This is a genomic window from Bacillus sp. JH7, assembly GCF_001563515.1.
GTDB classification, from domain to species: domain Bacteria; phylum Bacillota; class Bacilli; order Bacillales; family Bacillaceae_G; genus Bacillus_A; species Bacillus_A cereus.
This window is the reverse complement of the sequence record NZ_LPUS01000001.1, coordinates 683,217-709,697: the sequence shown is the minus strand read 5'-3', so window position 1 is coordinate 709,697 and position 26,481 is coordinate 683,217. Positions and strand designations below refer to the sequence as shown.

Below are 26,481 nucleotides of genomic sequence, written 5' to 3'. Positions count from 1 at the left end.
ACAAAAGGAGGTTTTCAATATGCTTTTTCGTAGCTACACCCCTCAGTTCTATAATGAAAACAAACAACTCATTCCTAATAGTATCGCTACGATAGAAAGCGTTATGATTAATAATCGAAAACAAACTCTCCTTATGCGTGGACAAAACGTAGAGCAACCTATTTTATTATGCTGTCACGGTGGACCTGGGATGGCACAAATCGGATTTATTCGCCATTTTCAAAAAGAATTAGAGAAGCAATTTATTGTTATTAATTGGGATCAGCGCGGGGCTGGTAAATCCTTTTCACTGAAAGATTTCGGAGCAAATTTCACAATCGAACAATTCGTTTCCGATGCAAAAGAAGTGATTCAATATGTACTTAAAAGGTTCAACAAACAAAAACTATTTCTCGCTGGTCATTCTTGGGGAAGTATTATTGGGCTTAACATAGCACATCAATATCCAAAGTATATCGAGGCTTACATCGGTATTGGGCAAATTGTACATATGAAACAAAATGAAGAATTGCTATATCAACATTTAATTCATTCTGCAAAAAAACATGATCATAAAAAGGCATTAGCTTCCCTTTTAAAATTAGGCAAACCACCATTTTTAGATACGAGACGTCTCATTATTCAAAGAAAGTGGCTTGGCACATTTGGAGGCGCAATCCAAAACGGATCTTCCTTTTCTTTCATACGAAAAGGTTTCTTTTCTCCTGAGTATACGCTATTAGATTGGTTCAAGTTTCTCGCAGGAAATTTAAAATCTGGAGTTTTATGGGAAGAAATGCTGACAATCGATTTCTTTTCTTCTATCTCAAGTTTATCTATTCCAGTTTATTTTTGTTCTGGTCGCTATGATTATCAAACTCCTTATGCACTCGTTCAAGAATATTGCGATATTATTGAAGCGCCTATAAAAAAGATGATTTGGTTCCCAAATTCAGCACATTCTCCTGATTTAGAAGAACCAGAATTATTCGCTAATTCTTTGCAATCAATTAAACAAGAGCTAGCTTTTCAGCATTAGTAACAAAAGGCTCTTTTACATTTCATAGAAAACATTTTATAATAATATGTCGCAAGTATGTATAAACATAGCAAAACATTTCATATTTACTTGTCTTAACAGAATAAATATTTAGGGAGATTACATTTATTATGAACGCTGTACTCGTCGCAGTAGCAATTATGCTATTGCTTAGTTTGTTACGTGTCCAGGTCATTGTCGCCATCATTGTTGGAGCTTTAACAGGCGGAATTATCGGCGGACTCGGTATTTCAGAAACGATTAACACTTTTACAACTGGTCTTGGAAATAGTGCTCCAATCGCTTTAAGTTATGCAATGCTTGGTGGTTTCGCTATTTCCCTTTCCAAAACAGGACTTCCAGATGCTATGATTCAAACTGCATTAAAATGGATTGGCAATGAACAAGACACGAAAAAACAAGTTTATTCTAAAATACTTATTTTATTCATTATTTTAACGATGGCTTGTTTCTCACAAAATTTGATTCCTGTTCACATTGCTTTCATCCCCATCTTAATTCCAGCACTTTTAAAAGTATTAAATGAGCTGAAAGTGGATCGCAGACTTGTCACATGTATTATTACATTTGGATTGATTACTCCTTATATGTGGATCCCTGCAGGATTCGGAAAAATTTATCATGACGTATTACAAACCAACGCTGCGCAAAGCGGCCTTACATTTGATGTCACACTTATTCCAAAAGCAATGACTATTCCAGCAATTGGTATGATTATTGGATTATGTGTAGCGGTATTCATTACGTACCGAAAACCTCGTACGTATGAAACAGAACAAATTCATACTACCGAAAATGAAATCGTTCCCTATACAAAACGTAGCATTACTTTCGGGTTATTATCTATTATTGCTACATTAACTGTTCAATTAACAACCGAATCAATGATTTTCGGTGCTTTAGCAGGTATTATCGTCTTATCAGTTAGTGGCAGTCTACCACTTAAAGAAGCAGATGCGATATTAACAAGCGGAATGCGTATGATGTCCTTCATTGGCTTTGTTATGATTGCTGCCGCTGGATTCGGCGCTGTTCTTCGAAAAACAGGACATGTTGAATCTCTGGTGCAAACGAGTGCACATATAATCGGAAATAACAAACCACTCGCTGCATTTCTTATGCTCGTTATTGGACTTCTCGTTACGATGGGAATTGGTTCATCCTTTTCAACCATCCCTATCTTAACAACCATTTTTGTACCTCTTTGCATTCAGCTTGGATTTAGTCCAATGGCCACAATTGCAATTATCGGTACAGCCGGAGCACTAGGTGACGCAGGATCTCCAGCATCGGATAGTACCCTTGGACCAACATCCGGTTTAAATGCTGATGGTCAGCACCATCATATATGGGATACATGTGTACCCACTTTTCTACATTACAATATACCGTTACTTATATTTGGCTTTATTGCCGCAATTACATTATAAAAAGGTGCGTATAAAACGCACCTTTTACTTTTTTATTTTTCCTTTTAATTGTTGAAAAGCTACTTTTCCGTTATCTTTGACATAGCTTTCAATTGTCGGTAGTGATGAACCTATCCATTCACACTCTATACTCCCGTTCGGTCCAACAATTTTTAATTTATCTGGTATATGTATATTTAGAAATCTCGCTGACCGAATTAACTCAATAGCAATCTGATCACTTGAGGCTACAATTCCATCTACATACGGATTGTTTTGCAATAATGTAATAAATTGTTTATTTGTATACCCTTGTACACATTCTTCTCGATAAGAGATTCCTTCATCCCAAACAGCGTCTAAAAACCCTGCTATATGATCTTCCATTTCTTCACTTTCTTCTCCCTCACCGAAATATGCAAGAAAGTGACACCCTTTCTCTTTTAATAAAGAAACAGCTCTCTGTCCACTTTCATAATAATTTCCATGTGATTGTTGCTCATCGATCACAACAAACGGAAATGGAATTTTTCCTACACTTTTAAAAACTGCTCTTGTCAAAATAACACCTGCAATGTTATTTTGCTTCAGCATATGTATGTATCTATCTTTATTCTCTATATTACAAATAATGATTTGATAACCTTCTTTATATGCTAGTTCCTCAATACAATGTAGCAAAGTGATGTTTGATTGGTTACATAAATTATCTACAAGTAATGCAATTATCGTTGAATTCTCTTTAAATAGTGGCTTCGCTGCACTGTTTGGCCTATAACGTAATTCTTCAATTGCTTCCTTTACTTGTTTTACTGTGTCCTCATGAACGTATCCTTTTTCATTAATAACTCGTGAAACGGTTGCGACTGAAACACCTGCCAATTTTGCAACATCACGTATAGTTGCCACATCGTCACCCCTTAATATGGTAATAGATTACAAATTTACGGTAACCTAAATTACACTATCCGTCAAGATTAATAACTCACATTTCTGAAAATTGTTACATCATTTCACTAAACGATACTCCAACTGAATTTCATGTAAAATTGGGATATTATCATATCCAATACGTGGAATTTCTTTCTTTATTTTTCGTGCCTCCTCTACCGCATTCACATATAAATTAGTCATTACAAAATTACGTTTTTGGTAAAATCGTAACGCATTCATATTATCATTTGTTGTAATAAGCCAAACCTGTCTGCACCGTTCTTCTTCTGCAACTTGTAATACACAATCCACAAGTTTCGTCCCTATTCCTTTTCTTTCTTCAAAGCTATCTAGCGATACAATTTCGCACATATTCCCGATCACTTCATACGTTATAATTCCGATTATTCTGTCATCTAAGAGCGCAACAAATCCTGGCAACTCTTCTAACTGATGTCCCTTACCACGTGAAACCATCAATGAACTTCCCCAGTTCTCACACATGAACATTCGGATTGTTTCTTTCATCGCTGGCGTAATTTTTTGTATATGCAGCATTTCCTATTTCTCCCCTTTTATATCATTGTGATACAATATAAGTGTATCACATGTAACGGTATTTGGAGGATGAGGTAAAGTATGAAACGTTTTTTTGCAGCATTGTTTACTATACTAGGTGCAATAACTGCCCTTGGGATTTTCTTTACAAATAAAGTGATGTACTTAAAGAAAAAAACAGAGGAAGAAGTACTCGAAAGAGAAACGAAAAAACATTTTCGTATAGAGGATTTTGATGCTCTTCATAAAGAAGAAATTCATATCCCTTCACAATTCGGATACGACCTTCACGGATATTACATTCCTGCTGGTCATTCCACCAATAAGTTTATGGTTTTTTGCCACGGTGTAACTGTAAATAAAATAAACTCTGTAAAATATGCAAACTTATTCTTAAAAAGGGGATATAACGTCCTCATTTACGATCATCGTCGTCATGGTAAAACTGGCGGAAAAACAACAAGCTATGGATACTATGAAAAACATGATTTAAAATCCGTAGTTGACTGGCTAAAAAACCGTTTTGGCACCAATATTACACTTGGTATTCATGGTGAATCTATGGGAGCTGCAACACTTCTTCAATACGCAGGACTTGTAGAAGATGGTGCTGATTTCTATATTGCAGATTGTCCTTTCTCTGATTTTCACGGACAATTACAGCACCGTTTAAAGGTTGAATTCCATTTACCAAAATGGCCTTTATTACCTTTAGCAAATGCATTTTTGAAAGTTCGTGACGGTTATACAATTCGTGAAGTTTCACCAATCGACTGTATAAAAAACATTAACAATCCCGTTCTCTTTATTCATAGTAAAGATGACGACTATATTTTAGCTGATATGACAAAAGCGTTATATGAAGCGAAAGAAAATAATAAGCAGCTTTATATTGCAGAACACGGTGCACACGCTTGCTCTTATAACGAAAATAAAGAAGAGTACGAAGCAGCCGTCGATCAATTTTTAAACACATATGTGAAAGAAACAAAAAACAGGCTTGCATAAGCCTGTTTTTTATTGCGCTAAAACGTCTGTAACTTGTTCCATATTTTCAGAAATCCATTGCATTGCATCATCTAACGTTGGGAATTCTGTCGTTTGAAATGTTACTTCATCTTGAAGTAACCAAACATCCTTTGCCTCTTGCCCTACACCTGCAATGGACCAATGTAACAAACTATATGGATGATTATCATTCAAAAATGATGCCCACGTGCGCTCATTTGCAATGTTTCGTAATGTATGTAATTGTTTATCCATCTCTCGTCACCTTACTCTAGTCAGTTATGAAAACTATTATAACACTCTCTTCTTTCTCAAACAAAGTGCTCTTTTTTCTCCGCTATTTGCGGGCAGTAAAACTCCCACCTCAAAATTCGGCTGAAACAAAGAAGTTAGGTAAGAGATTAACTGCCCCTAAAAGCCCGATTGGTTCAACTAATAATTAGTGGGGGATGCCTCCCTCACTAATTAAAGTTTCACTTTATATTGCCAAGCACTTCCCTTGATTATATGATGAAATTAAGCGTTTGGGAAGGAGGGATAACGTTGGCAAAAGTACAAATTAAAGTAAATGATAATGGCTCTTTTCGCGTTACAGGGGACGTGGAATTAGTCGACTCACAAGGGAATGCATTCCCAGCAAAACCGGCATTTTCTTTATGCCGTTGTGGTTTATCAAAAAATATGCCTTATTGCGACGCTTCGCATAAAGGTAAATTCGAGTCTGTTGTTAGAGCACCAGAGGCAGAATAATGTGACATGCACATTTTTTTGTGCATGTTTTTTCTTTTTAGCAACTCCGTTATATCCCTTCTCTTTACAACATTTCTAATACTTTTATTTCCATTCCAGCCTGCATATATTTTCACACAATTCTTCACATTCGAATATTTTTTACTAGCCTTTTATTTTTTTTGTGCTATAATTTGAGCAAACAGCATCCTTCGGGGTCGGGTGAAATTCCCAACCGGCGGTGATGAAGTGAAAACTTCTAAGTCCGTGACCCGTTTTCAACTCGAAAACGGTGGATCTAGTGAAACTCTAGGGCCGACAGTATAGTCTGGATGGGAGAAGGATATGTTTCTAGTTTTTTATATAGTGAATACACTTTTATTTCAGTATGCATATTTTTAAAGATTCATTTTGATTCTTTATATATGTTTAATTTTCTATACTTATTTTTTATACTGAAATAAAAAGAGACAACTAGCGTTTAAAAATTCGATATTTTGCTAGGTTTTTTCCTTATGCAGAAATATCAATTATCGTTAGGTTTCTTTCCTATGCTTTCGTATTCAAACTATATTTCTAGAAATCACGTCTCCCAAACCCCAAGGATATTAAATCCTTGGGGTTTTTTGATTTTTTTAGGAGAGGTGAAGAAAATGACAGATCAAGAATATATGAGGATTGCCCTGCAGTTAGCAGAAGGAACATCAGGACAAACAAGTCCAAATCCTATGGTTGGTGCTGTTGTTGTAAAAGATGGAAACATCGTTGGTATGGGGGCTCATTTACGGGCTGGTGAAGAACACGCAGAAGTTCATGCCCTTCAAATGGCTGGTCAGAACGCCAAAGACGCTACCGTTTATGTAACACTGGAACCGTGTAGCCACTTTGGAAAAACACCACCTTGTTGTGAATTGCTCATCGAAAAAGGAGTTAAGCGTGTTGTAATTGCTACTCTCGATTGTAATCCGCTCGTTTCTGGTAACGGAAAAAGAAGATTAGAGGAAGCTAGAATTGAAGTAACTACCGGTGTTCTTGAAGCAGAAGCAGTTTTATTAAATCGCTACTTTTTTCACTACATGAAAACGAAACGCCCTTTTGTAACAATCAAAACAGCGATGAGCTTAGATGGAAAAACAGCAACTGTAACTGGTGAAAGTAAGTGGATTACAGGTGAAGAAGCACGTGCTGATGTTCACCAATATCGCCATATACATGATGCAATTCTTGTTGGAGTGAATACAGTTATAGCTGATAATCCTCATTTAACAACAAGAATTCCAAATGGTGGGAAACATCCTATTCGCGTTGTTTTAGATACCCATTTACGAACACCACCATCTTCTCATGTTATAACAGATGGTTTAGCACCGACATGGATTATTGTCGGTAAGGATGTAAAGAAAGAGAAGATATCTTCTTATGAATCTAAAAATATAGCTATATTCCAAATGGAAACGAAGCATATAGAAATTGAGGACCTTCTTTCCTTTCTTGGAGAAAAACAAATTCTTTCTCTATTCGTTGAAGGTGGCCAATCGATTCATGCAAGTTTCTTAAAAACAAACAATTTTAATGAAATTGTAACCTATATAAGCCCGAAATTAATTGGTGGGAAAGATGCTCCTACTTTATTTGGAGGAAATGGTTTTTCAAAATTACAAGATGCGCTTTCCTTGAAAATTCAAGAGATGAAACAAATTGGTGATGATATAAAAATTGTTGCGAATGCCCGAAACGAGGTGACGGAATGTTTACAGGAATTGTAGACGAATTAGGAACGATAGCAAACATGCAACAAAGCGGAGAAGCGATGAAATTAACGATTCATGCAAAGAAAATTTTATCAGATGTTCACTTAGGTGATAGTATCGCGGTGAACGGTATTTGCTTAACTGTAACAAGCTTTACAACTAATTCATTTACAGTTGATGCAATGCCTGAAACGATGCAGTCGACATCACTTCGCATGCTTAAACCGCACTCTAAAGTAAATTTAGAGCGAGCAATGGCTGCAAACGGACGATTCGGTGGACATTTCGTTTCAGGACATATTGATGGCATCGGAACGATTTTAAATAAAAAACAACATTACAATGCCGTCTATTACAAAATAGCAATTTCTGATGAACTGCTGCGCTATTGTTTGCATAAAGGATCCATTGCTGTTGATGGAACGAGTTTAACGATATTTGATATAGACGAATCTTCCATAACGATTTCACTCATCCCGCACACAGTAAGCGAATCTGTCATTGGAGAAAAAAATGCCGGAGATATCGTAAACATTGAGTGTGACATGATTGGTAAATATATCGAACGCTTTATTACTAAACCTACAAAACGAGTAGGTTCAATGACTGAAAGCTTTTTACAAGAAAACGGATTTCTATAAGGGGGAAGCATAATGTTTCATCGTATTGAAGAAGCTCTAGAAGATTTAAAACAAGGTAAAGTCGTTATCGTATGTGATGATGAAAACCGAGAAAATGAAGGCGATTTTATTGCTTTAGCAGAGTACATTACACCAGAAACAATTAATTTTATGATTACACATGGCCGTGGTCTCGTTTGTGTACCGATTACAGCAGGGTACGCAGAACGTCTACAATTAGAACCAATGGTATCTCATAATACAGATTCACATCATACTGCGTTTACAGTGAGCATTGACCATGTTTCTACAACAACAGGGATTAGCGCTCACGAACGTGCAACTACGATACAAGAATTGTTAAACCCCGCATCAAAAGGCGCTGATTTCAATCGACCTGGACATATCTTTCCATTAATTGCGAAAGAAGGCGGTGTCCTGCGTCGTGCAGGTCATACAGAAGCTGCTGTTGATTTAGCAAAGCTATGCGGTGCCGAACCAGCTGGAGTTATTTGCGAAATTATAAATGAGGACGGCACGATGGCACGTGTACCTGATTTAATAGAATGCGCAAAACAATTTGATATAAAAATGATTACAATAGAAGATTTAATTGCTTATCGCCGCCATCATGAAACACTTGTGACGAGAGAAGTGGAAATTACATTACCTACAGATTTCGGTACTTTCCACGCAATTGGCTATTCTAACTCATTAGATACGAAAGAACATATCGCACTTGTAAAAGGTGATATTTCAACAGGTGAACCGGTACTTGTACGTGTTCATTCTGAATGCTTAACAGGAGATGTATTCGGTTCACATCGCTGCGATTGCGGACCACAACTCCATGCAGCACTTGCTCAAATTGAGCGTGAAGGAAAAGGTGTTCTTCTTTATATGAGACAAGAAGGAAGAGGCATTGGGCTTCTTAATAAGCTTCGCGCTTATAAATTACAAGAAGAAGGATTCGATACTGTAGAAGCAAATGAAAAACTCGGCTTCCCTGCTGATCTTCGTGATTACGGTATCGGTGCTCAAATATTAAAAGATTTAGGTTTACAAAGCTTACGATTATTAACGAATAACCCAAGAAAAATTGCTGGCTTACAAGGTTACGATTTAGAAGTAGTCGAGCGTGTACCGTTGCAAATGCCGGCAAAAGAAGAAAATAAATCGTATTTACAAACGAAAGTAAATAAATTAGGACACTTACTAAACTTATAATTAAAGGAGAGATTTATTATGGTATTCGAAGGTCATTTAGTTGGTACAGGATTAAAAGTTGGAGTTGTTGTTGGACGTTTTAACGAATTTATTACAAGTAAGTTACTTGGCGGCGCTTTAGACGGATTAAAGCGTCACGGTGTAGAAGAAAATGATATTGATGTTGCTTGGGTTCCTGGTGCATTTGAAATTCCTTTAATCGCTAAAAAGATGGCTAGTAGCGGAAAGTATGATGCTGTTATTACACTAGGTACTGTAATCCGAGGTGCTACAACTCACTACGATTACGTTTGTAATGAAGTAGCAAAAGGTGTTGCGTCTTTATCACTACAAATGGACATCCCAGTTATTTTCGGCGTATTAACGACAGAAACAATTGAACAAGCGATTGAACGCGCAGGTACGAAAGCTGGTAATAAAGGATATGAATCAGCTGTTGCTGCAATTGAAATGGCTCACTTATCAAAACAATGGGCATAAAAAAAAGAGGCTGCGGCCTCTTTTTATTTTTTCACCTTTTTTTGTACATCTTTTATTAATTCATTCATCGTTTTTCCTTCTGTTTTTATATGAAGAGCTTGTGCTGTTCTCCATACATTCTCTCTTTTTTTCGCTTCTTCTATAATAGTAATTTCTTTTCTAACTTCCTTTAAATCTTTTCCTTCCGTTTTCAATCCAAAATGTTCAGCTTTCGTTCGAAAGTGTTGTTCGATTCTTTGTTGCATCTCTTTTTGTTCAGGATTTTCAGCAGCCTTAACTGGATCAGAACTTATTGCTTTTATTAAAATTAAACAAGTCATAATCGCTAATATGTATTTGTACATGTAAAATCCTCCAACCCAATATAAATTACATATTTACTATGTACAACTAGGGCTTGGAAAATTCGTCCACAAAAATTCTTTTTTTCGCTCAAAAACCAATAATATCAAGCGTTCACAACTATTTATTACATTTTATTTACAAAAAAAGCAAACCCTTTTACAAGTTTGCTTTTTCATCTATCTTATAATGCACATTCTTCAATCTCAAATCCTAAATCTGCAATCATACCCCAGTCCGCAGTCGGCTCTTGCCCAGCTGTCGTTAAGTAGTCCCCGACAAAAATAGAATTTGCTGCAAATAAACCGATTGGCTGTACAGAACGTAAATTGATTTCACGTCCTCCTGAAATACGAATTTCTTTTGTTGGGTTTACAAAACGCATCATTGCAAGTACTTTTAAACATTCTACTGGCGTTAACTCTTTTTGCCCTTCAAGAGGTGTCCCCTTTACAGCAACAAGGAAATTACAAGGGATAGAATCTGCATCTATACGTTGTAATTCAAATGCAATTTCAGCACGCTCTTCAATTGTTTCTCCCATGCCAAAAATTGCTCCAGAGCATGGTGAAATACCAGCTTGTTTTGCTTTTTGAACTGTATCAACACGATCATCATACGTATGAGTTGAACAAATACTATCGTAATTATTTGCATGTGTATTTAAGTTGTGATTATAACGGTGCACGCCTGCTTCCGCTAAACGTCCTGCTTGATCTTCATTTAAGAAACCTAAACAACAACAAATCTTCAAGTCTGTCGTTTCACGAATTTCCTTAACTGCTCCAATTACGTGATTTACCTCTTTATCCGTCGGACGACGACCAGACGCTACAATACAATATGTACCTGCTTTACGGCGTATTGCTTCATGTGCACCTTCTACAATCTTCTCCTGCGTTAACCATGCATATTTATCAATCGGTGCTTCTGAAATAATAGACTGTGAGCAATATCCACAATCTTCAGGACATAATCCAGATTTCGTATTAATAATCATATTCAATTTTACTTTCTTACCAAAGTGATGATGGCGAATAATGTAAGCTGCATTCATAATTTCTAAAACTTCTGTATCATCAGCTTCTAATATCGCTATTGCATCTTCTTTCGTAATCATTTTCTCTTCCACTACGTCGTATGCAAGTTTTTTCCAATCCCTTTTTGTTTGTACTTGTTTCATTTCATCTCTTCCCCTTTTTTGTTATATGTATAAATAAAGCATGATACGTTGCCATTATCCCTTCATTTCCCGTGAAGTCTCTTTCGTATATGCGTAGCATCGCACGAAAGAGTGAGGGACTTTGACAATATGATCCTTCATTGCTATTAGTTGCTCCTACTTTTCGAATAGAATGCAGAAACTCCTTAACTTCTGTAAAACTCTCTATGTAACATGTTTCAGAAACATGCACATCCCCTGTTTCTATCTTACATATATGAAGCAACTGATCTTTTGAATAAAAACGTTGACCAATCGATATTTCATTTTTTATATTTCTTTCTTCTTTCGCACGTTGGAACGAAGCATGCAATTCTTGAAATGTTTCATGTCCAAACGTTGAAAAGAGTAATATCCCATCTATAGACAAATGTTGAAATAAATTTCTTAACACTTGTTGTAAATTATTTAACCATTGAAATGTAGCATTTGAAATAATGACATCATATGATTCTTCTAATCGTAATTGCTCAATATCTTCACAGTGAAACGTTACATTTTTTACATTTTGTCTAGTTTGCGCAATCGCAATCATACTTTCAGCAAAATCAACTGCTGTAATATGTGCTTTCGGAAATAACTTTGATAATTGTTCTGTTACATACCCCGTCCCGCATCCCAGTTCTAAAATACGTATTGATGCCGTTTCACTATATCGTTCCTTTAAGATTGAAAGTAATGAATGTGCCATCTTTTTTTGTACATTTGCATATCGATCGTAAGATACGGCTGCCCCATTAAACCGTTTTTGTAGTAACGTTTTGTTGATCATGTCGTATCCCCTCTACAAATTGAATTATCTCATTTGCACAATATTCAAAATTCGTTACACATAATGCATGCCCTGCTTCACTTACTACTTTCAGCTCGCTGCTGCTATTCTCCGTCATACTACGTGCCGCAGACAATGGGCATATTACATCCTGTTCTCCGTGAATAAGTAGTATAGGTACTTTAATTTCTTTTAGTTCTTCTCTCATATCTGTTTCTATTAAATAATCCAAACCTAGTTGTAAAGACTGAATAGAATCACCTTTAAAACGGTCTACAATGTCTTCAAAGTTTTTATTCCCTTTTAGCTCATCTTTCGTAAACATATTTTCATAAAAACGCTTGAGCGTATCCTCTCTCCTTCTCGCCAAATTCCTTTTCAGCCGTTCTATATGCAAAGCATTCCATCCATTACTATAGTCGCTCGTATTTGTAAATTTAGCAGTCCCACCAATTAATACGATGCCTTTTGCCTGAATCTTTTTATAAGCTTCAACTGCTGCTAACGCTCCTAGTGACCATCCAACTAAAATTACGTTGTCGTTATGCGCTACATCTATAATTCGTTCCGCAAATTCACTTCGTTCTTTCACATTACGCCAATCTACGCATTCAACAGGATATCCTTTAAAATACGGAAGTACTAAATCCCAAATATTCTCTTCCATTCCCCATCCGGGGATAAAAATAATCTTTAGCTCGTTCATACGAAAATCTCCTCTTCTTTCGCAATGTGAATAATTCGGTCAATAGCCCATTTTAAATCAGCTATTGTATGTTGCGATGTAACTGCAAAGCGAATTCGAGAACTATGAACCGGCACAGTTGGCGGACGAATTGCAATGGCCGCAATCCCTGCCTCTTGCAACCTTTTACTAAATCGTAAAGCATGTTCATTTGAACCGACTACAATCGGTACAATATGAGTTGAACTATTCCCAATATCAAAACCAGCATCCCTTAATTTAGTTCTGAAGTATTCTCCGTTTGCTATAAGGTTCTCTCTTCTTTCATTATCTTCTTTTACAATTTCAATTGCTTTTTGCACTGCTCCTAACGTACTTGGTGGTAAAGCTGTAGTAAAAATAAAGCTTCTCATCATATTTTGTAAATACTCTATATAAATTTCATCACCTGTCAAATACGCACCATAACACCCTAAAGCCTTGCTAAACGTCCCCATATGTATATCAATTTTTTGAGCAAGATTTTTTTCTATATGAGATAACCCAGCTCCGCCGATTCCATATATTCCACTCGCATGTGCTTCATCGACTATAATGATTGCCCCGTATTTCTCTTTCAGCTGTACTAAATCTCTCAAATACGCAGTATCACCATCCATACTAAAAACGGTATCTGTTACGATTAATTTTCTGCTTTCAGGCGAAGCCATTTTCAACAGCTTCTCTAAATGATCCAAATCATTATGACGATACCTTTTATGCTCTGCCCCGCTTAATATGATTCCATCAACAATACTTGCGTGATTTAACTTGTCACTAAAAACAATATCGTGCCGAGAGGCCAAAGAAGATATGGCACCTATATTTGCCGTATACCCACTATTTACAATTAAAGCTCTTTCAGTACCTTTCCAGTCACATATGCTTCTCTCAACCTCTTCATATAATGGATGATTTCCTACAACGAGACGAGAGGCAGTCGCTCCAGTTCCATATCTTTTTGTACAGGCAATAGCAGCTTCTTTTAACCTTTCATCTCCAGCTAACCCTAAATAATTATTTGACGCTAAATTTAACATCCTTTTTTTATCTCGAATAAGCCAAGTCTCTTCTGCCTTCTCTGTTACATGCAAATCACGATACTGCCCTTGCTCATGTAATTGTTGTAATTTACATTGAAGGTGCGCCCGCCACGTTTGATTCATTTTGGATAAACTCCTCTAATTTTGAAATCATAATATGTTCTTTTGCAGATTCTAATACTTCTTCTTTCGTAAACTCACCTTCAAAGAATGGTAATAATCCTAAAACTGGTACCCCGCTCAGCTCTTCAATCATCTCTTTATTTTCTTGCACTCTTTCCATTTCACATTCTTTGCAACCTGATAAAATGACACCCGCTACGGTTAAGCCATGCGCCTTTGCATAAGCAATCGTTAACACTGTATGATTTACTGTTCCTAATGTAGGACGAGCTACTACAATAAGAGGCAACTGTAATTCTTTTGCAAAATCAATTACTAAAGCATCTTCTGTATATGGGACAGCAAGCCCACCTGCCCCTTCTACAAATAAGCTATTAAACTCTTTTAATAGTTCATTATAGTAATCAGTAATTTCTTTTAACTTTACTACTCTTCCAGCTCTTTTCATGGCAAGTCTCGGAGCAAGTGGTTCTTCAATAGAATAAGGGCAAATTTCATTTTCTTGTGTCGGCACACCTGATAATGCTTTTAACCTTGCCGCATCTCCCTCAGGGTTTGATGCAACATGCCCACTTTGCAACGGTTTATATACTCCGATGTTATATCCCAATTCTCTAAATACACCGGCTAATGCACCGGCAACGACAGTTTTCCCCACTTCAGTATCTGTTGCTGTTATAAAAAAACCGCTCATTATTCTCCCTCCGTAACATCCGAGATTGCTTTATACAAAATACGTAACATATCATCAATCTCCTCAATTGTAGAAGCAAGAGGTGGCATAAATACAATCGTATTACCGAGCGGTCGTAAGATCATACCCAGCTCTCTTGCGCGTTTACATACTTGAACACCGACTCTTTCTGTCCAGTCAAACGCTTCTTTCGTTTCCTTATTCTTCACAAGCTCAATACCAACCATTAATCCGCACTGACGAATATCACCTACATGTTTATACGCAAAGAGCTTTTCTAATTGCGCTGCCACATAATCCGTTTTATGTGCCACTTCTTCTATTAAATTTGTTTTTTCATATAGCTCTAAATTCGCGATTGCTACGGCACACCCTAACGGATTACCTGTGTAGCTATGTCCATGGAAAAATGTTTTTTGTTCTTCATATTCTCCTAAGAAGGCATTATATATTTCATCTGTCGTTACCGTAACTGCAATTGGTAAATATCCACCTGTTAAACCTTTCCCAGCAGTTAAAATGTCTGGCGTCACATTTTCATGTTCACACGCAAACATTTTCCCTGTACGCCCAAATCCAGTCGCTACCTCATCTGTAATAAATAATACATTGTACTTTGTACATAAATCGCGCAGTCCTTTTAAATATCCTTTTGGCATTGTAATCATTCCGCCAGCACCTTGCATTAATGGCTCTACAATGATGGCAGCTACTTCTTCATGCTTTTCTTTCAACAATTCTTCCATTTCTTCTAAATGGCTTTTTACAATTTCCTCCTTATTATTTCCGTAAGGAGAACGATATGTATATGGATACGGCATTTTAATCGCATCAAATAAGAGCGAACTATACACTTGGTGAAACAAGTCTATTGCTCCTACCGAAACAGCTCCAATTGTATCACCGTGATATGCTTCTTTTAATGTAACGAATCTTTGTTTCTTTGTTTTCCCTTTATGCTGCCAATATTGGAAAGCCATCTTAATTGCAATTTCAACAGCGGTAGAACCTGAATCAGAATAGAATACCTTCTTCAATCCATCTGGTACAACCTCAATAATTTTTTCTGCTAATAAAATAGATGGAACGTTAGCAAGTCCTAACATAGTAGAATGAGCAATTTTATTTAATTGCTCACGAATTGCTTCATCTAATTCCGGTACTTGATGTCCGTGAACATTTAACCATATAGATGAAACACCATCCCAATATTCATTACCATTTACATCGTATAGTTTTCTTCCCTCTCCACGTTCAATAATGACAGGATCTTCTTCTAAATAATCTTTCATTTGTGTAAATGGGTGCCATACGTAAGCTTTATTTTTCTCTGCTAATTCTTCATATGTATAAGATGATTTTTCAATCGTTTTACTATTTATTGTCACAATTGTCACCCCTAATGTTAACTCGTTTATAAATATAGTTAACATTAAATCCGAATGACTGTCAATTATTTTAAAATCAAATAGTTCTTAAAAAAGAACAACTTATCATACGATAAGTTGTTCTACTTTCCATGCTGTATCTTTCCAATTTCTAAAATAATTTCTTCATCTTTTTTCCCCTCTGTATCAATTCCAAGTTGCTTAGCGTGCTCAATTAATAAATCATGACGCTTCTCAAATCTAGCGGTATTTACTTCTTTCGTAACCTCTTCTTTTGTTTTCCCCTCAGTAGAAACTCCTAGTTTTTCTGCTGCTTTTTCCATTGATTTCTTCTCTTCTATTTCTTTTACTTTCTTCACTTCTGACTGTTGTATTTGCTTTTGTTTCAACTGCTCTGATTCAGCCGCAAAAGCTGTGTAAATTCCAGCACTTCCTCCAATAACTAATAAAGTGGTAAAAAGAATTATTTTTTTCTTCACTCTTTCCTCCCCCTTTCAAATTCATTATAACGTACATTTTTACAGCGTTAAAAACAATTATCCTTTATTTCCCTAAAAAAACATTTAATATTTTTATTGACATGTAAGATGAAAATATGATAAAAATTTAACTAACATCATATGAATCGGCGTTGATAGGATTTAGTAGTATTTCGATTTCTGATTTCAGAGAGCTGGTGGTCGGTGCGAACCAGTACAGAGCGAATTATGAATTACCCCCTGGAGCTTCTTTTACGAAACGTGAGGAGTAGTGAAAGACGGTTATAGACCGTTATGTCTAAAGAGTGGTGAAACGACACTGTTTCACAATTTAGGGTGGTACCGCGAATTTTTCGTCCCTGCATATATTGCAGGGGCGTTTTTTATTTTATAAGCGCATATCATATGACCCTTTATTTTGTGATACATTCATTTCACAAGCTAGGGTGGTACCGCGATTTCTTCGTCCCTGCATAATTATATGCAGGGACGTTTTTTTATCCAATCTTTTCCGTATCATATAGAAGAACAAACAATTACCAGTAATTTGTCACAAAATTCTAAATTTTAGAAGGAAATATACAATATTGGCGAATTTTATATAAAAAAGAGCTATTTCACATTACTTAGGAGGGGAAAACAATGGTTTCAAAAATTGAGTCTGTTCTTTTAACAATTTTTATCTTTTTCTGCATTGGCTTTAGTGTTATCAAATTAGAAGTTTCACCACACATCCCGATTTTATTTGGCATCGTTCTTTTATTAGCGTTTGGATTTATGAAAAAAATTGATTGGTCTACTATGGAAAAAGGAATGATAAGTAGTATTTCAGCTGGTATTCCATCTATATTTATTTTCTTACTTGTAGGCGTATTAATTAGCATTTGGATCGCAGCTGGAACTATTCCAACTTTAATGGTATACGGCTTCCAACTTGTATCTCCAAAAATTTTCGTTCCAACTGTTTTTGTTGTTTGTGCAATTGTTGGAACGAGTATCGGTAGTGCATTTACAACTGCTGCAACTGTAGGACTTGCCTTTATGGGAATGGGTGCTGCCCTTGGATACGATCCAGCTCTTATTGCTGGGGCAATTATTTCTGGGGCATTCTTCGGAGATAAAATGTCTCCTTTATCTGATACAACAAACTTAGCGCCTGCTGTAACGGGTGTAGATTTATTTGAACATATTCGTAACATGCTTTGGACAACAGTGCCAGCTTTCATTATTGCTTTTATCGCATTTTTCATTTTAGGAAGCGGATCTGGTGGAAACGTTGATTTCTCAGCATTTATTAACACATTAGAAAAAAATGCAACGATTTCTATCGTTACACTGATTCCTATTTTATTACTGTTCCTATTCGCATTTAAAAAGGTACCCGCAGTTCCAACATTACTTGCAGGAATTGTGGTAGGGATTATTATTCTCTTTATTTTTAAACCTAGCACTTCTTTAGCTGATTTAATAAAAATTATGCAAGACGGTTACGTTTCTAAAACTGGTATCAAAGATATTGATAGCTTATTATCTCGCGGTGGCCTGCAAAGTATGATGATGTCAATTGCTCTTATTTTCCTAGCTCTTTGTATGGGAGGATTATTACAAGGAATGGGTATTATAGCGCAGCTGATGAATATTATCTCTAGCTTCGTAAAAACTAGTACACGCTTAATTATTTCTACTGCTTCAACTGCAATTGGTGTAAACTTCTTACTCGGTGAGCAGTACTTATCCATCGTTTTAACAGGACAAGCATTTGCTAATAAATACGATGAAGTCGGTTTAGAACGTCGTAATTTATCACGAGTATTAGAAGATGCTGGTACAGTAATTAATCCACTCGTACCATGGGGTGTAAGTGGCGTATTCTTAACAAACGTTCTTAGCGTTCCAACATTCGATTACCTGCCATACGCAATCTTCTGTTTAGCATGTCCAGTCGTAACCATTATCGTCGGCTTTACTGGATTCGGCCTTTCATGGAAAAAAGAAAAAGCAGTACCAGTTTCATAATATAATAAAAAGGATTACCAAATCGGTAATCCTTTTTATATTTCTCGACTATCTATTCGCTTTCTTTCTTCTAAATAACATAAGTAATCCCGCTCCAACAAACGCAAGACCCGCTCCAATTGTAGAAGCAATACTTGCACCTGTTTTCGGTAAATCACGTTCATCTTTTTCAGCTTCTTTATTTTCACTTACAGTTGTTGTTGTTTCTTTTGTATTTTGATCATCTGTTGTAGTTTGTCCAGATCCAGTATTGTTTCCATCTTGTTTTGGTTCATTACCATTATTACCTTCTTCTGTTGGTGGTGTTGGGTTTTCTCCATTACCTGTTGGCGGTGTTGTTGGATTTTCTCCCCCACCTGTTGGCGGTGTCGTTGGATTTCCTTCACCAGTTTCTTTATCATCATTTTTCTTCGTTATATCAATTGCATATTTAGCAAATTCATTTTCAGATGGTCCAACATATGATATGTTCCCATCTTTCTTTATATACTTTTGTGCATTTGGTGAAGAATCAAATGTTGTATTTAATTTATCTGCAACAATCGGTTTAAACGTCCAATTTTGATCAGCTGCTGGATCAATATTTTTTATTTTTTGCATATACTTCACAATGATTTGACGTGTTTCATCTTGTGATTGGTATACAACCTCCCCTTTACTTACACCTGGGAACGTTTGACTACTTCCACGATAGTTATTTGTAGCGACGATGAACTCTTGATCATCAGCTACTGGCTTACCTTCATATGTCATATTTACAATACGATTCGTATTTGCATTTACAACTTTTCCATCTTTATCGTATTTCGCCGGTTGTGTTACATCAATTTCGTATTTTAAGCCATCTAAAATATCGAAGTTATATGTAGGATAGCCTATATTTACTAACGGCTGTTCTTCTGTTTTCTTTGGATCAATTGTATTAAACTGACCTGCAGACATTTCAAGCCATTCTTTCACTTGTGCCCCATTTACTTTTACAGCATATAACGTATTTGGATACACGTATAAATCTGCAACGTTTTTAATCGCTAACGTTCCAGCTGGAATATCCGTATAATATGTTGCACCGTTTCGGCCACCTGCTTTAAATGGTGCTCCTGCAGATAAAACTGGAATATCTTTAATCTTTTCGTATTCTGGTTTTTTAAGTTCTTGTTCTACGTACCATTTTTGCGCATTTGTCACAATTTGTACGGAAGGATCATCTTGTACTAATGAAAAATAACTATTAATTGGTGCTTTCGTTTCACCTACATGTGTATTTACATATTCGATTGTCTTTTCATGTTCATCTTTAATTTCATTAACTAATTTTTGATCAGATTCTACTAATGGATTACCTTTACTATCAGCAATCGGACGAAGTTGCGGCTTAGACTGATCTTTTTGCACTTCCCATTTTCCGTTTACCTTTTTCAATTGCATATCAATAATACCTAAGTTACTACCAAAAACACCCGGCATTACAACTGGAACACCATTAAATACATCCTTCACTTCAGTATGTGAATGTCCCATTAATACTGCATTTACGCCAGGAACCTCTGTTAAATAATACGACGCGTTTTCCATACCAACGTTGTATCCACTTTTATCAACACCGGAATGAGCTAGTGCAACGATAACATCTGCACCTTCTGCTTTCATTTTTGGTACCATTTTCTTCGCTGTTTCAACTATATCTTTCGCTTTAACTTGTCCTTCTAAATTCGCTTTATCCCAATTCATAATTTGTGGTGGAACAAATCCCATTACACCAATTTTCACTATTTGTTTTTGGCCTGCTTCATCCACTACTTCTTTCTCTAAAATATGATATGGTCTATCAAAGTAATGCTCGTCATTCTCATCATTACCATCATGGTCATCTCTGTAGACATTCGAGTTAATAACCGGAATTTTTGTTTTACTAGTCACTTTCTTTAAATAATCTAAACCGTAGTTAAATTCATGATTCCCAAGAGAGATGACGTCATACTTCATTAAATTCATTACACGATATAATGGGTGTGTATAACTAGGATCCACACGATTCTTCTGATCTTTTATTTTATTTGCTACATAATCTCCAAGCGGTGTCCCTTGTAATGCATCCCCATCATCAAATAGGACAGAGTTTTTCACTTCTTCACGTGCTTTATTAACGAGTGTTGCAGTTTGTACGAGACCTACTTTATTATCTGTTTTCGTTTGATAATAATCGTAATTCATTAAGTTAACGTGAATATCTGATGTTTCTAGAATTCGTAAGTTAACTGTACTCTCCCTAGTTTGCTCATCCGCATGAGCTGTTGCTGGCAATACTTGCGGCGCTATAACACCAATAGCAAGAGTTGCTCCAGCTAGCATTTTTTTTGACTTTTTCACAAAAAATCCCCCTTATACAATTACCAGAAATAATGAAATGAATCCCTATCTGTCTCTAACCACATACCTTTTTTCTTCTATTAGAGACACAATTTTCATTTCACCCTGCGCTAACGAGTAGTCCCCTTAAACGCCCGATTGATGAAGACTATTAATTAATAGGAAATAAAGCTCCCACTCATTAAAGTTTCACCTTATCTGACATTATCATATATAAAGTTCTTTCCTATCGTCAATATTTTTTGACAAACTTCAACAAATTTTCTGTAAAGTTATTATAAACTTTTCATAAACATATAATATGCCCTTACATTGCTAATACTGCTGAATATGATACAATTACCAATTACAAGGAGGATGAATTTATGAAAAAAGTCATCTTAACAATTGTTTGTCTCCTCCTTCTGATCATTTCTTATTCTTATTTTGAAAAGAACGACGAGACAAAACAAAATGAATCTGAAGAAAAAACAGAAAAAACATCTGCCCCAAATTGGATTGATAAGCAAACAAACGAATCTTTTTATCATCTTGTATTAGGTGATTCACTCGCTAAAGGATATGGATCGACACAAGGTGGATTTGCTGAATTAGCTTCTAAGCAAATAGAAGCACAAATTCATAAACCAATTACAGTAGAAAACCTTGGGGTAAACGGTCTTACAACAGATCGTCTCGCTAAAAAAGTTCAATCAGAAGATGTAAAGGAAAAAATTAGAGCAGCAAATATAATTACAATTAATATTGGAGGAAATAATTTATTTCGTTTAAATCGTGATGTTGGTGTTATAGATGGTATAAAAATGTTAAATAAAGAAAAAGCCCATTTTGAAGCGGATATAAAAAGTATTGTAAAGACAGTTCGAGATCAAAATCCGGACGCTTTACTCATTCTCTCAGAACTCTATAACCCGTTACAACTCGATGACTCCATCGCAAGTTATGCAGATATGTTTTTAGATGGCTGGAATGAATCTGTTTATTCCATTTCCAAAGCAAATCAACCATCTATCGTTTTACCAATTCGCAAATTAATATCGAATGATAAAAAAGAGTTATTATTTGACCAAGTACACCCAAATGATAACGGCTATGCAATTATTGCCAATACATTTACAAAGCAAGTATTATCCTACAAATATTAAAGCGACCATGAAACAATTCTATTTTTATAACATGTCTTTTTTGTTACAATGATAGTGGAAGGGGGCCTTTATATGGAATCACGCGAGTGGGAACGTATTGTTGATCATCTTCTTTCGCTAGTGCCTCTTTTTTATCGCAAATTTATGCTTCCTGGAGAATTTTCTTCTCAAAGACATATGCCGCCATCACATACACAAGTATTACTGCTTTTGCATGAAAACGGCACATTAGCAGTTTCCGAAATCGGCAAGCGGCTAGCGATTTCACGGCCTAACATGACACCTCTATTAAACAAACTTATTCAAGAAGAACTAATAGAGCGTCATTATAGCGAAAAAGATCGACGGGTCATTTTAATTTCCCTAACAGCTGAAGGGAAATTATTAGTAAATCAGTATCAGCAATTCATTTTAGACAAACTAAAAGAAAATTTCCAAACATTATCTGAGGAAGAGCGCGAAAAGCTCATTCATTCTCTTCAAACCATTCAAAATTTAATTTTGAAAACAAACGTATAAAGCTGCTTCTAAATAGAAGCAGCTTTATGATTCGTAATAATTACCATAGTATACATTGGAATATGGCCATGTTGTTAAATATGGTTTTTTTTCCTGTGTAGGCTGTTGTGTTGGTAATTGTGGTATTTGTGATAATTGCTGTAATTGTTGTTGCCGATATAATTCGTATTGTCTACTCGTATCATAAACCGGATAATAATTTACATATGGATATACTTGAGGTACGTAATAATAATACATTATCCTCTCCTCCTTTTTCTTAAACATATTCAAAGGAGAAAATGAATGTGACATTGTTTATAATTGTACAAGTGGTTCTCTCACTCGTTTCTTCCTTTTCTTCAAACGTAACTTACGGTTCTTTTCGTATAAATAATGCACAACGAAATATGAAATGAGACCAAACACAACTCCTAAAATCGTCATTCCAATTAATACATACACTTCACTTTGTAATAAGCTCTTTAATATCGTAAAAATGTGACTTGAAAACAAGTCCGATATGGTAAATGGTTCATGATGAATTTTCTGTACATGAAATGGATAAATCATTTTTCCTAGCGCATACGCAAGCGGAAATAAAAATACTGGGAGAAACGATATTTTCCCAATAATATTGCCAATAACTGCCGCAGGAAAAGATCCCTTTGCTAACCTGACGATTGGATAAAATATTACATATACGAGCGATGCCGTATAAATGACTAACATTTCTAAGCCGAATCCTATAGCAAACCCTAACGATACTTTCTTTGCGCCTTCTGGCGATCGAAGCAACTTATAATATTGAAACTTTAATATTCTCCACATCCGCTGGAAAAACGAATATGTTTTCTTAGTTGTTTTCACCCTCATCATCTCTTTAACTATATTTTTATATGTAGTATGTCCTTACACACTCTGAAAAACAAATTTAGTTTTCTCTTTTATTATAAATGATATCGAAATGGTTAACCAAATATACATCCGACATTTTAATATAAAAAAACCTCCCTTTTAGGAAGGCTCTTCTACATTTTTAAATAAACTCACTAATAACGCTTTTTGAGCATGCAATCGATTACCAGCTTGCTCAAAGACGATAGACTGCGGTCCATCTATAATTTCTCCTGTTACTTCTTCTTCACGATGGGCAGGTAAACAGTGTAAGAAACGATATGTTTGCTTCGCATGCTTAACAAGTTCGTTATTGATTTGGTAAGGTTGAAATAAAGTATACTTCTCTTCTTCGCCCTCTTGCCCCATGCTCATCCAAACGTCAGTATAAATGAAATCTGCTTCATTCACTGCTAATTCAGGATCATGCAAAACTTCAATTTCAGCTCCTGTTTCCTTGGCAATTGCTAACGCTTTTTTTACAATCTCTTCATTCGGTTCATACCCTACAGGCGTTGCCACAGTCATATGCATTCCGACTTTTGCACTCGCTAGCAACAATGAATGACATACATTATTTCCGTCACCTACGTAAGCCAATTTTATTCCTTTAAATGTATTTGTTTCTTCGTATATCGTCATAAGGTCTGCCAATGCTTGACAAGGATGATGATCATCCGTTAAACCGTTAATAACAGGAATACTCGATTCTTTTGCAAGCTCTTCTACATCCGCGTGTGAGAATGTACGTATCATGATCCCGTCAATATACTGCGATAATACTTTCGCAGTATCTGAAACGCTTTCTCCTCTTCCCATTTGCATCTCTTTCCCACTTAAAAACATACCATGTCCCCCGAGCTGTACCATTCCTGCTTCAAAAGATACACGAGTACGAGTGGAATGCTTATCAAAAATAAGCCCTAATATTTTGCCTTGTAATAAAAGCTCTTGCTTATTCTTTTTTAAATATATAGCGAACTCAATTAAAGAAATAATTTCTTCTTTCGTTAATTCTTCTAGTGTTAAAAGATCTTTCGTATTTAATTTCGGTACTTGTACAGTTGACATGAAACTTCCCCCTTATATGATTGATACGTTTTTTGTACAAACTACTTTTTTTATTATATATACTGCCTGTTCTAACTCTTCATTCGTGACAATGAGTGGCGGTAATAGTCTTATCACATTAGGACCTGCTTGTAATACGAGAAGTCCTTCGTTTTCTAGTTGTTCTATAAAACTTGCAACTTCATGCTTACACTCAATCCCAATCATAAGCCCCTTACCACGTATATTTTGAATACATTCGACATGCTGTAATTCCTCTTGCAACTTCTCTAATACGTACTCGCCTTTTTCTTGTACTTCTTTTAAAAACGATGGTTTTTTACTTACTTGCAATACTTCTTTCGCTGCAGCCATCGCGATGTAATTCCCGCCAAAAGTTGAACCGTGTGATCCTGCAGGAAACGACGCTCCGAGCTCTTTCCGGCCAATCATCGCTCCGACAGGAATCCCATTCCCAAGCGCCTTTGCAACGGTAACGATATCAGGCTCTATTCCCACTTGTTCATAAGCGAATAGTGTTCCAGTTCTTCCTATCCCCGTTTGTACTTCGTCTATAATAAATAAGGAACCGAACTTATTACATAATGTTTCAATCTCTTTCAAAAAAGATAGATCAGCAGGTATTACTCCTCCCTCTCCTTGAACAACTTCTACCATTACCGCCGCAACTTCTTCATTCATTACTTCCTCTAATGCTTTAATATCGTTAAAAGGGATATGTAAAAAAGATGGAAGTAATGGACCAAATCCTTCTTTTACCTTATCTTGGCCCGTTGCACTCATCGTTCCAAATGTTCTACCGTGAAAAGACTGCTGGCATGTTACGACGAGAGATTTTCCAGTATGCTTACGTGCTAACTTTAAAGCCGCTTCATTTGCCTCTGCCCCACTATTACAGAAAAACACATAATCTAATGCTCTATTTTCTGTTAATAATGACGCAACTTCTTCTTGCAAGCTGTTTGTAAACAGGTTAGATATATGCCATATATCATCAAGTTGCTCTTGTACACCTTTGAGAACAGTAGGGTGACAATGTCCTAGATTACATACGCCAATTCCTGATGTAAAATCTAAATATTCCTTACCGTTATTATCAATAACTTTCGTTCCAGTTCCCTTTACAAACTCAATAGTTCTTCTGCCATACGTTTGAAAAAGATGACTCGTCATGCAATACTCACACCTTTCGTTACCGTCGTTCCAATACACTCTCCCGTAACCTCAGTAAAATCTTTTGTACCGTTCACAATACTTATCTTTTGCACTCCCATTTTTAATGATGCTAGTGCCGCCTGTACTTTCGGAATCATCCCACCTGTAATAACACCTGTTTCTATAAAAGTAGCAATTTCCGATTCATCCGTTTCCTTTACCAAATTCCCTTCATGTAATATTCCATCTACATCCGTAATAAAAATAAGCTCTTTTGCCCCTAACGCAGCCGCAATCCCAGCTGCAGCATTGTCCGCATTTATGTTATAAATTTCATTACCATTTATCCCGATTGGAGCAATAACAGGAATATACTCCATATTTATTAATCCTTTTAATAAGGCTGTTTCTACATAACTTACTTCCCCCACATATCCTATCTCTTCGCTGACAGGTTGAACTTGAAGTAAATTGCCGTCACACCCTGAACAACCTACCGCAAGTAAATTATGCTTTTGTAAATTCATTACGAGTTTTTTATTCGTACTTCCGCATAGCACCATTTGAACAACATCCATAACTTCTTTTGGTGTTACGCGTAATCCATCTCTTTTTTCTACGTTGATGTTACAATCTTTTAATTTGGCATCAATTTCTGGCCCACCACCATGGACAATCACTACTTTATACTTCTGCTGTAATTTCTTTATACAATCAAAAAACACATCATTTAATTGATTCAACATACTACCGCCGCATTTCACTACAATATATTCGCTCATCTTCTC

At 36.0% G+C, this 26,481-nt stretch carries 28 protein-coding genes, 1 riboswitch and 1 other annotated feature; of the genes, 11 read left to right on the top strand and 17 right to left on the bottom strand.

From position 1 onward, the window contains the following. Window positions 1-19 precede the first annotated feature (19 nt). Window positions 20-1,018, top strand: a complete 999-nt coding sequence (locus AU379_RS03825) for an alpha/beta hydrolase (RefSeq protein ID WP_000898966.1) — start codon at window positions 20-22, stop codon at window positions 1,016-1,018. A 131-nt stretch (window positions 1,019-1,149) separates the two neighbouring features. After that, the gene (locus AU379_RS03820) at window positions 1,150-2,469 is read left to right on the top strand and encodes a Na+/H+ antiporter family protein (protein ID WP_000994808.1); all 1,320 of its coding nucleotides are present in this window, start codon (window positions 1,150-1,152) and stop codon (window positions 2,467-2,469) included. Window positions 2,470-2,493: 24 nt separating this feature from the next. Here the strand turns inward: AU379_RS03820 and AU379_RS03815 are convergent, their stop codons facing one another. Together AU379_RS03815 and AU379_RS03810 are read right to left on the bottom strand one after the other, a co-directional pair. Further along, window positions 2,494-3,357, bottom strand: coding sequence for a LacI family DNA-binding transcriptional regulator (locus AU379_RS03815; RefSeq protein ID WP_061138968.1), 864 nt, complete (start codon window positions 3,355-3,357; stop codon window positions 2,494-2,496). Between the two features lie 99 nt (window positions 3,358-3,456). Continuing rightward, window positions 3,457-3,939: a GNAT family N-acetyltransferase gene (locus AU379_RS03810; RefSeq protein ID WP_000902432.1), complete on the bottom strand. Its 483-nt coding sequence runs from the start codon at window positions 3,937-3,939 to the stop codon at window positions 3,457-3,459. Window positions 3,940-4,020: 81 nt separating this feature from the next. Here AU379_RS03810 and AU379_RS03805 point away from each other — a divergent pair, with 81 nt between their 5' ends. Beyond that, window positions 4,021-4,947 (top strand): alpha/beta hydrolase, encoded by a 927-nt coding sequence (locus tag AU379_RS03805; RefSeq protein WP_000819234.1) that lies wholly within the window; start codon window positions 4,021-4,023, stop codon window positions 4,945-4,947. Between the two features lie 9 nt (window positions 4,948-4,956). On the opposite strand, the gene AU379_RS03800 is transcribed toward AU379_RS03805, so the two are convergent. After that, window positions 4,957-5,202, bottom strand: a complete 246-nt coding sequence (locus tag AU379_RS03800) for a DUF2552 family protein (RefSeq protein ID WP_000360793.1) — start codon at window positions 5,200-5,202, stop codon at window positions 4,957-4,959. A 288-nt stretch (window positions 5,203-5,490) separates the two neighbouring features. On the opposite strand from AU379_RS03800, the gene AU379_RS03795 reads away from it, so the two are divergent. From AU379_RS03795 to ribH, 5 genes are all read left to right on the top strand, one after another. Continuing rightward, window positions 5,491-5,697, top strand: a complete 207-nt coding sequence (locus tag AU379_RS03795; RefSeq protein WP_001151579.1) for a CDGSH iron-sulfur domain-containing protein — start codon at window positions 5,491-5,493, stop codon at window positions 5,695-5,697. A 183-nt stretch (window positions 5,698-5,880) separates the two neighbouring features. Continuing rightward, window positions 5,881-6,024: riboswitch (FMN riboswitch) on the top strand. Window positions 6,025-6,329: 305 nt separating this feature from the next. Beyond that, complete coding sequence (gene ribD / locus AU379_RS03790) at window positions 6,330-7,442, top strand: bifunctional diaminohydroxyphosphoribosylaminopyrimidine deaminase/5-amino-6-(5-phosphoribosylamino)uracil reductase RibD (protein ID WP_000131984.1); 1,113 nt, start codon at window positions 6,330-6,332, stop codon at window positions 7,440-7,442. Further along, window positions 7,424-8,068, top strand: coding sequence for a riboflavin synthase subunit alpha (ribE, locus tag AU379_RS03785; protein ID WP_000493869.1), 645 nt, complete (start codon window positions 7,424-7,426; stop codon window positions 8,066-8,068). The genes ribD and ribE overlap by 19 nt, the downstream gene beginning before the upstream one ends. Window positions 8,069-8,080: 12 nt before the next feature. Continuing rightward, complete coding sequence (ribBA, locus tag AU379_RS03780) at window positions 8,081-9,274, top strand: bifunctional 3,4-dihydroxy-2-butanone 4-phosphate synthase/GTP cyclohydrolase II (protein ID WP_000468983.1); 1,194 nt, start codon at window positions 8,081-8,083, stop codon at window positions 9,272-9,274. 18 nt (window positions 9,275-9,292) lie between these two features. Continuing rightward, window positions 9,293-9,754 (top strand): 6,7-dimethyl-8-ribityllumazine synthase, encoded by a 462-nt coding sequence (gene ribH / locus AU379_RS03775; RefSeq protein ID WP_000230895.1) that lies wholly within the window; start codon window positions 9,293-9,295, stop codon window positions 9,752-9,754. Window positions 9,755-9,777: 23 nt separating this feature from the next. Here the strand turns inward: ribH and AU379_RS03770 are convergent, their stop codons facing one another. The 8 genes from AU379_RS03770 to AU379_RS03735 all read right to left on the bottom strand — a co-directional run bounded on the left by AU379_RS03770 (window position 9,778) and on the right by AU379_RS03735 (window position 16,541). Next, window positions 9,778-10,098, bottom strand: coding sequence for a hypothetical protein (locus AU379_RS03770; RefSeq protein WP_000280032.1), 321 nt, complete (start codon window positions 10,096-10,098; stop codon window positions 9,778-9,780). Between the two features lie 182 nt (window positions 10,099-10,280). After that, window positions 10,281-11,279, bottom strand: coding sequence for a biotin synthase (gene bioB, locus AU379_RS03765; protein ID WP_000815856.1), 999 nt, complete (start codon window positions 11,277-11,279; stop codon window positions 10,281-10,283). A 1-nt stretch (window position 11,280) separates the two neighbouring features. Beyond that, window positions 11,281-12,090, bottom strand: a complete 810-nt coding sequence (gene bioC, locus AU379_RS03760; protein ID WP_000608907.1) for a malonyl-ACP O-methyltransferase BioC — start codon at window positions 12,088-12,090, stop codon at window positions 11,281-11,283. After that, complete coding sequence (locus AU379_RS03755) at window positions 12,056-12,796, bottom strand: alpha/beta hydrolase (RefSeq protein ID WP_001004163.1); 741 nt, start codon at window positions 12,794-12,796, stop codon at window positions 12,056-12,058. The genes bioC and AU379_RS03755 overlap by 35 nt, the downstream gene beginning before the upstream one ends. Further along, window positions 12,793-13,980: an 8-amino-7-oxononanoate synthase gene (gene bioF, locus AU379_RS03750; protein ID WP_001077288.1), complete on the bottom strand. Its 1,188-nt coding sequence runs from the start codon at window positions 13,978-13,980 to the stop codon at window positions 12,793-12,795. Before bioF ends, AU379_RS03755 begins: the two co-directional genes overlap by 4 nt. Then, the gene (bioD, locus tag AU379_RS03745) at window positions 13,946-14,674 is read right to left on the bottom strand and encodes a dethiobiotin synthase (protein WP_000012496.1); all 729 of its coding nucleotides are present in this window, start codon (window positions 14,672-14,674) and stop codon (window positions 13,946-13,948) included. The genes bioF and bioD overlap by 35 nt, the downstream gene beginning before the upstream one ends. Further along, window positions 14,674-16,107 carry an adenosylmethionine--8-amino-7-oxononanoate transaminase gene (bioA, locus tag AU379_RS03740; RefSeq protein WP_061138967.1) on the bottom strand — a complete coding sequence of 478 codons (1,434 nt, stop codon included), beginning with the start codon at window positions 16,105-16,107 and terminating at the stop codon, window positions 14,674-14,676. Before bioA ends, bioD begins: the two co-directional genes overlap by 1 nt. Window positions 16,108-16,184: 77 nt before the next feature. After that, window positions 16,185-16,541, bottom strand: a complete 357-nt coding sequence (locus tag AU379_RS03735; RefSeq protein WP_000726902.1) for a hypothetical protein — start codon at window positions 16,539-16,541, stop codon at window positions 16,185-16,187. A 143-nt stretch (window positions 16,542-16,684) separates the two neighbouring features. Then, window positions 16,685-16,905: a binding site (T-box leader), on the top strand. Window positions 16,906-17,183: 278 nt separating this feature from the next. Here AU379_RS03735 and nhaC point away from each other — a divergent pair. Next, a complete protein-coding gene (nhaC, locus tag AU379_RS03730) occupies window positions 17,184-18,557 on the top strand; it encodes a Na+/H+ antiporter NhaC (protein WP_061138966.1) in 1,374 nt (457 codons plus the stop codon). A 48-nt stretch (window positions 18,558-18,605) separates the two neighbouring features. On the opposite strand, the gene cpdB is transcribed toward nhaC, so the two are convergent. Next, entirely contained in the window at window positions 18,606-20,927 is a 2,322-nt protein-coding gene (cpdB, locus tag AU379_RS03725; RefSeq protein WP_061138965.1) for a bifunctional 2',3'-cyclic-nucleotide 2'-phosphodiesterase/3'-nucleotidase, read from the bottom strand. A gap of 365 nt (window positions 20,928-21,292) precedes the next feature. On the opposite strand from cpdB, the gene AU379_RS03720 reads away from it, so the two are divergent. Together AU379_RS03720 and AU379_RS03715 are read left to right on the top strand one after the other, a co-directional pair. Continuing rightward, window positions 21,293-22,072 carry a GDSL-type esterase/lipase family protein gene (locus AU379_RS03720; RefSeq protein ID WP_000755850.1) on the top strand — a complete coding sequence of 260 codons (780 nt, stop codon included), beginning with the start codon at window positions 21,293-21,295 and terminating at the stop codon, window positions 22,070-22,072. A gap of 72 nt (window positions 22,073-22,144) precedes the next feature. After that, window positions 22,145-22,591, top strand: coding sequence for a MarR family transcriptional regulator (locus AU379_RS03715; RefSeq protein WP_000445819.1), 447 nt, complete (start codon window positions 22,145-22,147; stop codon window positions 22,589-22,591). Between the two features lie 24 nt (window positions 22,592-22,615). Here the strand turns inward: AU379_RS03715 and AU379_RS03710 are convergent, their stop codons facing one another. The 5 genes from AU379_RS03710 to argB form a co-directional block, all read right to left on the bottom strand. Further along, window positions 22,616-22,831 carry a hypothetical protein gene (locus AU379_RS03710; protein ID WP_000291957.1) on the bottom strand — a complete coding sequence of 72 codons (216 nt, stop codon included), beginning with the start codon at window positions 22,829-22,831 and terminating at the stop codon, window positions 22,616-22,618. 57 nt (window positions 22,832-22,888) lie between these two features. Then, window positions 22,889-23,449 carry a DUF2062 domain-containing protein gene (locus AU379_RS03705; RefSeq protein ID WP_002005691.1) on the bottom strand — a complete coding sequence of 187 codons (561 nt, stop codon included), beginning with the start codon at window positions 23,447-23,449 and terminating at the stop codon, window positions 22,889-22,891. A gap of 138 nt (window positions 23,450-23,587) precedes the next feature. After that, on the bottom strand, window positions 23,588-24,538 hold the full coding sequence (gene argF, locus AU379_RS03700) for an ornithine carbamoyltransferase (protein ID WP_000108846.1): 951 nt from the start codon (window positions 24,536-24,538) through the stop codon (window positions 23,588-23,590). Window positions 24,539-24,550: 12 nt separating this feature from the next. Continuing rightward, entirely contained in the window at window positions 24,551-25,711 is a 1,161-nt protein-coding gene (locus AU379_RS03695; RefSeq protein ID WP_061138964.1) for an acetylornithine transaminase, read from the bottom strand. Further along, a complete protein-coding gene (gene argB, locus AU379_RS03690; protein ID WP_000006081.1) occupies window positions 25,708-26,475 on the bottom strand; it encodes an acetylglutamate kinase in 768 nt (255 codons plus the stop codon). Before argB ends, AU379_RS03695 begins: the two co-directional genes overlap by 4 nt. Window positions 26,476-26,481 lie beyond the last annotated feature (6 nt).